Source organism: Nocardioides sp. (assembly GCF_025964975.1).
Classification (GTDB): Bacteria; Actinomycetota; Actinomycetes; order Propionibacteriales; family Nocardioidaceae; genus Nocardioides.
Map to the genome: position 1 here is coordinate 21,071 of NZ_JAOPXV010000210.1, position 8,463 is coordinate 29,533.

An 8,463-nucleotide genomic window follows, 5' to 3' on the forward strand; every position below is an offset into this window, starting at 1 on the left:
CGGTCAACTCTCGGTCGACGTCTGCACGATCAGGCAACCACCGGAGCGGGTGCATCACGCCACCCTAGCCTTGGAGGTCCGTCACTTCACCGCATCCACGACATCGTTGACGGTGGCGGCCCTGAGGTCGGGGTGGCCCGACGCGGCCAGGGCGGAGATCACGTCCAGCCGCCGCAGCGAGTCCTGGATCTCGGCGAGGAACGCCTCTCGCCGCGTGGCGAGCTCCGGCCCTTCGGCGAGCAGGCCTCGGTGCCGGGCGAGCGCCAGCGCGGTGCGGTAGAGCTCGAGGGAGACCGACTCGGCCGACTCGACCTTGCGCTGGAGCTGCCACTGCTGGCCCACTGCGAGGGCGTCGGCAAGCAAGGCATCGTCGTCGACCTGGGCGTCCCCCTGTTCGACGAGCCGGTCGGCCACCACGAGGTAGGCGTCCAGGAAGGGACGGAGCACGAGGTGGGCCAGATGTGGTCGCGCCTGGCCCAGGAGCTCACCGGCCCGCTCCGAGGTGAGGTCGACGAGGTCCTCGCCCGCGAGGATGCGCAGCTCGGTGCGGAGGTCCTGCTCGAACTGCACGCGCCCGGGGAAGAAGAACTCGAACTTCATCAGGTCGCGGATCCGCTTTGCCTCGTCCCATCCGACCTCGACCGCGCCGCCCGCAGGCAGGGCGGCGTCCGGGCGGAGCTCGGCAATGGTGAGCAGCGCCAGCTCCCCGATCGCCCGGTCGACGAGGATGTGGATCACGGTGTTGCGATAGAAGGCAGCCACCAGGTGCTGACCCTCCCGGATGCTCCACACCGGTTCGGTGCCGCCTTCGTACTGCCGGAGCACCCCGGTAGTGGACAGCTCCTGCAGGGCACGCCGGACGGTGGCCCGGTCCTGGAGGTTGGCACCCCCGGCCACCGGCCAGTCGCGGTCGCCGACGTACACGGCGAGTGGCTCGACGGTCTCGAGGACCCCGTCGAGGGTGAGCGCCCGGTCGGCGCCGAGCAGGGCCAGGGACACGATCGCCGTCACGGTCACCGGCGTGGCGCGGTTGAGGCGGTGGGAGATGTCGAGGGCGATCCGCTCGATCGCCTGGTGCGACGACAACCCGTCGTCGTGGAGTTCTTCGAGGCGTTGCCGAAGGGAGAACGGCTCCCCGACCGTGAGGTAGGCGCGGCCCATGCGAGTGCGCTGGAGTCGCGCGAAGCGCACTACGAACCGCAGGTCCTCAGGTCGCTTCCGGGCGCCGCGCGCCTCGGCGGTCATGCCCGTGACCTCGTGGAGCTGGTCGTAGACGATGGAGATCGGCACCACCTGCGCATCGGGTGAGCCGGGGCCCTCCACCGCGTCGACGAGGTACTTCAAGATCCCGTGGACGGGCGGGCGGAGCTTCCCGGTGCGCGTGCGACCACCCTCGATCGACCACGCGACGTTGCGGCGGTTGGCCACCAGCTGCCGGATGTAGCAGCGCAGGGTGAGCCGGTAGACCGGAAGATCGGTGGTCGAGCGGCGGATGAAGATGACCCCGGTCCGGCTGGCGACCGCCCCGAGCACCGGAAGGTTGAGATTCGCACCGCCGAAGGTGAACGTGGGACTGAACCGGCGGGCGCGCAGGACGTTGGGGATCGCCATACCGTCCAGGTAGGAACGGTGGCTGAAGGCGATGCCGAGACTGTGCTGGCTGTCGAGCTTGCGGAGCCGCTGGATCTGCTCCTCGTCGACCACGATGTCGTAGGCGCGCATGAACCATGCGCCGAGCTTGGCCCACTGCTCGGTCATCCGATCCCCGTGCCAGGCGGCCATCTCCGCGAGGTAGGACCTCGCCTCGGTCCGGGCAGCTCGGACGTCGGTGCCATGCTCACGGGCCACCTCGGCCAGCTCCTGCTCGAAGGCGTCGTTCTGGAGGAGCTCCACTGCTTCACGAGGAAGGCTGCTGCCGGGCCGCACCCGCTCCACGGCGCTGGCTGCGACCCCGCGCGGTCGGCGGATCGCGGTCATCGGATCTCCCTGTGCGTCGTGACGGCGATCGACACCCTCCGATGACGAGTCATGACGGGAACATACAGGCAGCTTCGCCCCCCCCGACGGCGCGAGGGCGCAGCGAGAGACACATCCGCGGCCCTACCTGTGCTGCCCCGCGGACGAGCTCCCGCTGCCGGGCGACGAGCGCCTTGAACGGCGGCTGCACCGCGCGCCGGCACGTCAGTGGCGGGGACACCCCTAGGGCTGGGAAGAGGATGCAGCTCATCGTGCGCTCGGTGAACGAGTGCTAGGGGAGTCACCGCACTCGGCGGTCCGGATCCGGGCTGGTCGCACAGCAGCGGAGGACGACCATGAGCTCCGTGGCAACTCGATCAGGACAAGCCGATCCAGACCCTGATCCCGGCACGCATGCACGACATGCCGTGGACTCGCTTCCACTGGATGGTCATCGTCGGCCTCGGCACGGCTTGGATCCTCGACGACCTCGAGATCCAGATCGTGGCCGCCGGTGGCTTCGAGAGGACGCTCGGCATGGACGCCGGGGACGTCGGCCTGGCGGGGACGGTCCACCTGCTCGGCGAGGTGGCAGGCGCGCTGATCTTCGGCCGGCTGAGTGACACATGGGGCCGCAAGAAGATTTTCACCCTGACCCTTGTGGTGTACCTGCTCGGGGCGGCGGCGTCCGGACTGGCCCCCACGATGTGGGTCTTCCTGGTGTGCCGGTTCGTGTCGGGCATGGGCATCGGCGGCGGGTGGTGGTCTTGCCGCCAGCGATGACGGGCGAGCCACCGTCCGGGATCGCCAGGGCGGGCAGGGCGATGGGCGAGGCGGCCCTGCGGGCGGTGGGCACCAGCGGCCGCCCGGGCTACCGCCCGCCGGAACGACCCTAGGTACGACCGCGCGTGGCTGGGTGCAAGCGTCCTAGGCTTCGGCCATGCGCTTGTTCCTGCTCCGCCACGGTCAGACCCATGCCAACGTCTCGGGCGCCCTGGACACCGCGCACCCCGGTCTGGAGCTCACCGATCTCGGCCGGCAGCAGGCTCAGGCGGCCGCGAGGGAGCTCGACGGAGCAGGCATCGACGCGATCGCGGTCTCGACCCTGACGCGTACGAGCCAGACAGCACGCCCGCTGGCTGACGCGTCGGGCCTGACGCCCACCGTGCACGACGGACTGCGCGAGATCTCCGCCGGTGCGTTCGAGATGTGCAGCGACGAGGTCTCGGTCCACGGATTCCTGTCGACGATCGGAGCCTGGCTCGACGGCGACCTCGACCGTGAGATGCCCGGCGGAGAGACCGGCACGGCGTTCCTCAGGCGGTACGACGAAGCGATCGCCGAGGTCTGTGCCGGCACTCCTGCTGCAGCGCTCGTCGTCAGCCACGGAGCCGCCATCCGGACGTGGGTCACGCACCGGGCGACGGGCGAGCACCCGCCGGTCCACGAGGGCCTGCACAACACCGGGTGCGTCACCCTGGACGGCAACCCCGAGGACGGATGGGTGATCGTGTCCTGGCGGCGCGAGCCGATCGGCGGGGCACGGCTCGACGACCTGACCGCGCCCGACCCGACCGGCGACGAGCTGTAGGGGCCGGGCCGAACTCAGTCCTCCGGGTCGTAGCCCAGGTTGGGGGACAACCAGCGCTCCGCCGTGGCCAGGTCCCAGCCCTTGCGCTCGGCGTAGTCGGCGACCTGGTCGCGGCCGAGGCGGCCCACGACGAAGTACTGCGACTGCGGGTGAGAGAAGTAACACCCGCGCACCGACGCTCCCGGCCACATCGCCATCGACTCGGTGAGCTCGATGCCGATCCTGTCCACGCCGAGGAGCTCCCACAAGGTCGCCTTCTCGGTGTGCTCCGGGCAGGCCGGGTAGCCCGGAGCCGGCCTGATCCCGACGTACTTCTCCCGGATCAGCGCCTCGTGGTCCAGGTCCTCGTCGGGCTGGTGGCCCCAGAACTCCGTGCGGACCCGCTGGTGCATCCGCTCGGCGAAGGCCTCGGCCAGCCGATCGGCCAGCGACTCCAGCAGGATCGCCGAGTAGTCGTCGAGGTCCTGCTTGAACTCCAGGATCTTGTCGGTGCTGCCCAGGCCGGCCGTGACGGCGAAGCCGCCCACGTAGTCCTCCAGCCCGGTGTCCGCGGGTGCGATGAAGTCGCCGAGGGAGCGGTTGGGGATGCCGTCGCGGTGCTGCCCCTGCTGCCGGAGGTGGTGCAGGGTCGTCAGCACCTCGGTGCGCGACTCGTCGGTGTAGACGAGCGTGTCGTCGCCGTACGCCGCAGCCGGGAAGAACCCGATCACGCCGTTGGCGGTGAGCCACTTCTCCTCGATGATGCGGTCGAGCATGACCTGCGCGTCGTCGTAGAGCTTGCGCGCGGTCTCCCCCGCCGTCGGGCTGTTCAGGATGTCGGGGAACTTGCCCTTCATCTCCCAGGCGTTGAAGAACGGCTGCCAGTCGATGTAGTCGCGCAGCTCGGCGATGTCGTAGTCCTCGAAGATCTGCACTCCGGGTGACCTGGGCACGGGCGGGGTGTAGCCGTCCCATTCGATCGGCGTCCGGTTGGCCCGGGCCGCCTCGAGGGACAGCATCGGCCGGTCGTTCTTGCCCGCGTGCCGCTCACGCAACGAGTCGTAGTCGGTCTTGACGTCCGCCATCAGCTTCGGCCGCAGGTCGTCGCTGAGGAGCGCAGCTGCCGTCGGCACCGACCGCGAGGCGTCCTTGACCCAGATGACCGGGCCGTCGTACTTCTTGTCGACCTTGACCGCCGTGTGGGCGCGCGAGGTCGTCGCGCCACCGATCATCAGCGGAATGGTCAGGCCGGTGCGCTGCATCTCGGCGGCGAAGTGCACCATCTCGTCGAGCGAGGGGGTGATCAGACCGGAGAGGCCGATGATGTCTGCGTCGTGCTCCTTGGCGGCGTCGAGGATCTTCTGGGCGGGCACCATCACGCCGAGGTCGATGACCTCGTAGTTGTTGCACTGCAGCACGACCCCGACGATGTTCTTGCCGATGTCGTGGACGTCGCCCTTCACCGTGGCCATCACGATGGTGCCGTTCTTCGTCTCTGCAGAATCAGGGTCGCCCGACGCCAGTTTTTCTGCCTCGATGAAGGGCAGGAGGTAGGCCACGGCCTTCTTCATCACGCGGGCGCTCTTGACCACCTGGGGGAGGAACATCTTGCCGGCACCGAAGAGGTCGCCGACGACGTTCATGCCATCCATCAACGGCCCCTCGATCACCTCGATCGGGCGACCGCCGGCGACGGAGATCTCGGCGCGCAGCTCCTCGGTGTCCTCGGTGACGTGCGCGTCGATGCCCTTGACCAGGGCGTGCGTGATCCGCTCGCGGATCGGCAGCGAGCGCCACTCGGCGGCGGCCTTCTCCTCGACGGCATCGGTCTGGCGGTACTTCTCGGCGATCTCGAGGAGGCGCTCGGTCGCGGCCATCGGGTCGGACAGACGGTTGAGGATCACGTCTTCGATCGCCTCGCGGAGCTCGGGGTCGATGCTGTCGTACGTCACTAGGGCGCCGGCGTTCACGATGCCCATCGAGAGGCCGGCCTGGATGCCGTAGTAGAGGAAGACGGCGTGGATGGCCTCACGGACGGCGTTGTTGCCGCGGAACGAGAACGAGACGTTGGAGATGCCGCCGGAGACCTGGGCGCCGGGGAGGTTCTCGGTGATCCAGCGAGCTGCCTCGATGAAGTCGACGCCGTAGTTGGCGTGCTCCTCGATGCCCGTCGCCACGGCGAACACATTGGGGTCGAAGATGATGTCCTCAGCAGGGAACCCGACCTCCTCGACGAGGATCTTGTAGGCGCGCTGGCAGATGCGCTTGCGGCTATCGAGGTCCGCGGCCTGCCCCTCCTCGTCGAACGCCATCACGACCACCGCGGCGCCGTACTTGCGGCACAGACGCGCGTGCTGTCGGAAGGTGTCCTCGCCCTCCTTCATGGAGATGGAGTTGACGATCGCCTTCCCCTGGACGCACTTGAGGCCGGCCTCGATGATCTCGAACTTGGAAGAGTCGACCATCACCGGGACGCGGCTGATGTCGGGTTCGCTGGCGATGAGCTTCAGGAAGCGGTCCATGGCCGCGACGCCGTCGATCATGCCCTCGTCCATGTTGACGTCGATGACCTGGGCGCCGTTCTCGACCTGTTGCAGGGCCACGCTCAGCGCCGTGTCGTAGTCGCCCGCCTTGATCAGGTTGCGGAACTTGGCCGAGCCCGTGATGTTGGTGCGCTCGCCGACGTTGACGAAGAGGCTGTCCTCGTCGATCGTGAAGGGCTCCAGCCCGGCGAGACGCATTGCGACCGGGACCTCGGGGACCTCCCGTCGTGGTTGCCCCTCCACGGCCCGCGCGATCTCCGCGATGTGGGCCGGGGTGGTGCCGCAGCAGCCGCCCACGAGGTTGACGAAGCCGGCACCGGCGAACTCGCCGAGGATGGCGGCGGTCTCGGCCGGCGCCTCGTCGTACTCGCCGAAGGCATTCGGCAGGCCCGCGTTGGGGTAGCACGACACGAACGTCTCGGCGATGCGGCTCATCTCCTCGATGTAGGGCCGCATCTCCTTGGCGCCGAGAGCGCAGTTGAGGCCCACGGCGAGCGGCTTCGCGTGGCGTACGGAGTTCCAGAACGCCTCGGTCACCTGACCGGACAACGTGCGGCCGGACGCGTCGGTGATGGTGCCGGAGATGATCACCGGCCAGCGACGGCCGTAGTCCTCGAAGAGGGTCTCGACGGCGAAGATGGCCGCCTTGGCGTTGAGGGTGTCGAAGATCGTCTCGATCATCAGCAGGTCGGCGCCGCCATCGAGCAGGCCGCGGCCCGCCTCCATGTAGGCCTCGACGAGCTGGTCGTAGGAGACGTTGCGGGCGGCAGGGTCGTTGACGTCGGGAGAGATCGACGCGGTGCGGGTCGTGGGACCGAGGGCCCCCGCGACGAACCGGGGCCGGTCGGGCCGCTCCGCGGTGACAGCGTCACACTCGCGGCGCGCGAGTCGGGCGGACTCGTAGTTGAGCTCGTAGGCGAGCTCCTCCATACCGTAGTCGGACAGTGAGATGGAGTTGGCGTTGAAGGTGTTGGTCTCGAGGATGTCAGCGCCGGCCTCGAGGTATTCGCGGTGAATGCCGGCGACGATCTCGGGCTGAGTCAGCGTCAGGAGGTCGTTGTTGCCCTGGACGTCGCTCGGCCAGTCCTTGAACCGCTCACCGCGATAGCCGGACTCGTCCGGTCGGTCGCGCTGGATGGCCGTGCCCATGGCTCCGTCGAGCACCATGATCCGTTCGCCGAGCAGGCGGTACAGCGTCTCGGTGGCGTCCGGGCGGTGGTGCGGCGCGCCGGACGCGTCGACGGGGGTCGAGGGCGTGGCAGTCACAGGGTCTCGGGCTCCTCTCGGGGTGCCCAGCCTACGGAGTGCCGTCCACACTGCGGACGGCGTTTCCACGTGCTGGACGCAGGCCACGATGGTTTCACCGCGCCAGAAGGACCGCGAAATCGTCGCGGAGGTGGGTGCGGGTCCTAGGGTGGATGAGTGATCGAGTTCGACGACGTCCAGCAGCTCTCCTCCCCGGTGGTCATTGCGGCATTCGAGGGCTGGAACGATGCCGCCGACGCCGCCTCGGGAGTGGTCGACCACCTCATGGAGGTGTGGCAGGCCCGGGTGGTCGGCGCGATCGACCCGGAGGAGTTCTACGACTTCCAGGTCAACCGCCCCGTGGTCGCCTCGGACGAGTTCGGCTACCGGCGCCTCACCTGGCCGACGACCCGCATCGCCGTCGCGTCACCTCCCGACATGGATCGCGACGTGATCCTCATCCGCGGCATCGAGCCCAACATGCGGTGGCGGCAGTTCTGCGCCGAGCTGCTCGCGGCGTGCGACGACCTGGGCAGCCAGCTCGTCATCACCCTGGGGGCGCTGCTGGCCGACTCACCCCACACCCGGCCGATCCCCGTCACCGGCTCCGCGACCGAGCCGGAGCTCGTCGACCGACTCAAGCTCGAGCAGTCGACCTACGAAGGACCCACCGGGATCGTCGGCGTCTTCCAGGACGCGTGCGTGCAGCTCGACATCCCGGCGGTCTCCTACTGGGCGGCGGTCCCCCACTACGTCGCGCAGCCGCCCTGCCCGAAGGCGACGCTGGCCCTCGTCGGCCAGCTGGAGGACCTGCTCGACTGCTCGATCCCCCTCGGAGAGCTGCCGGACGACGCGCGCGCCTGGGAGCGCGGCGTCGACGAGCTCGCCGAGGAGGACGAGGACGTCGCCGAGTACATCCGCTCGCTGGAGGAGTCGCGCGACACCGCAGACCTGCCCGAGGCGAGTGGCGAGGCCATTGCCCGGGAGTTCGAGCGCTACCTCAAGCGGCGTACGGAGGACTGAGCGGCCCGGTGTTGAGCAGGCCACATTCTGCGCCGGCGGATTCCAGACAGTCACGCAACACCGGGGTGTTTTGTGGTTTCGATGAGTAGTTTCTCAAGCGTTTCGGTTGGGGTGCGGAATGCGTGT

5 protein-coding genes are annotated in these 8,463 nt (G+C 68.9%); 3 read left to right on the forward strand and 2 right to left on the reverse strand.

Annotated elements, in window-relative coordinates:
* Window positions 1-81: 81 nt before the first annotated feature.
* On the reverse strand, window positions 82-1,977 hold the full coding sequence (locus JWN68_RS17010) for a lysophospholipid acyltransferase (RefSeq protein WP_297741105.1): 1,896 nt from the start codon (window positions 1,975-1,977) through the stop codon (window positions 82-84).
* A gap of 402 nt (window positions 1,978-2,379) precedes the next feature.
* Between JWN68_RS17010 and JWN68_RS17015 the strand changes: the two genes are divergently transcribed.
* Together JWN68_RS17015 and JWN68_RS17020 are read left to right on the forward strand one after the other, a co-directional pair.
* Window positions 2,380-2,739, forward strand: a complete 360-nt coding sequence (locus JWN68_RS17015; protein ID WP_297741106.1) for an MFS transporter — start codon at window positions 2,380-2,382, stop codon at window positions 2,737-2,739.
* A 157-nt stretch (window positions 2,740-2,896) separates the two neighbouring features.
* On the forward strand, window positions 2,897-3,547 hold the full coding sequence (locus tag JWN68_RS17020) for a histidine phosphatase family protein (protein WP_297741109.1): 651 nt from the start codon (window positions 2,897-2,899) through the stop codon (window positions 3,545-3,547).
* A 14-nt stretch (window positions 3,548-3,561) separates the two neighbouring features.
* On the opposite strand, the gene metH is transcribed toward JWN68_RS17020, so the two are convergent.
* Window positions 3,562-7,335, reverse strand: coding sequence for a methionine synthase (metH, locus tag JWN68_RS17025; RefSeq protein WP_297741111.1), 3,774 nt, complete (start codon window positions 7,333-7,335; stop codon window positions 3,562-3,564).
* 156 nt (window positions 7,336-7,491) lie between these two features.
* Here metH and JWN68_RS17030 point away from each other — a divergent pair, with 156 nt between their 5' ends.
* Window positions 7,492-8,337 carry a PAC2 family protein gene (locus JWN68_RS17030; RefSeq protein WP_297741114.1) on the forward strand — a complete coding sequence of 282 codons (846 nt, stop codon included), beginning with the start codon at window positions 7,492-7,494 and terminating at the stop codon, window positions 8,335-8,337.
* Window positions 8,338-8,463: the final 126 nt, after the last annotated feature.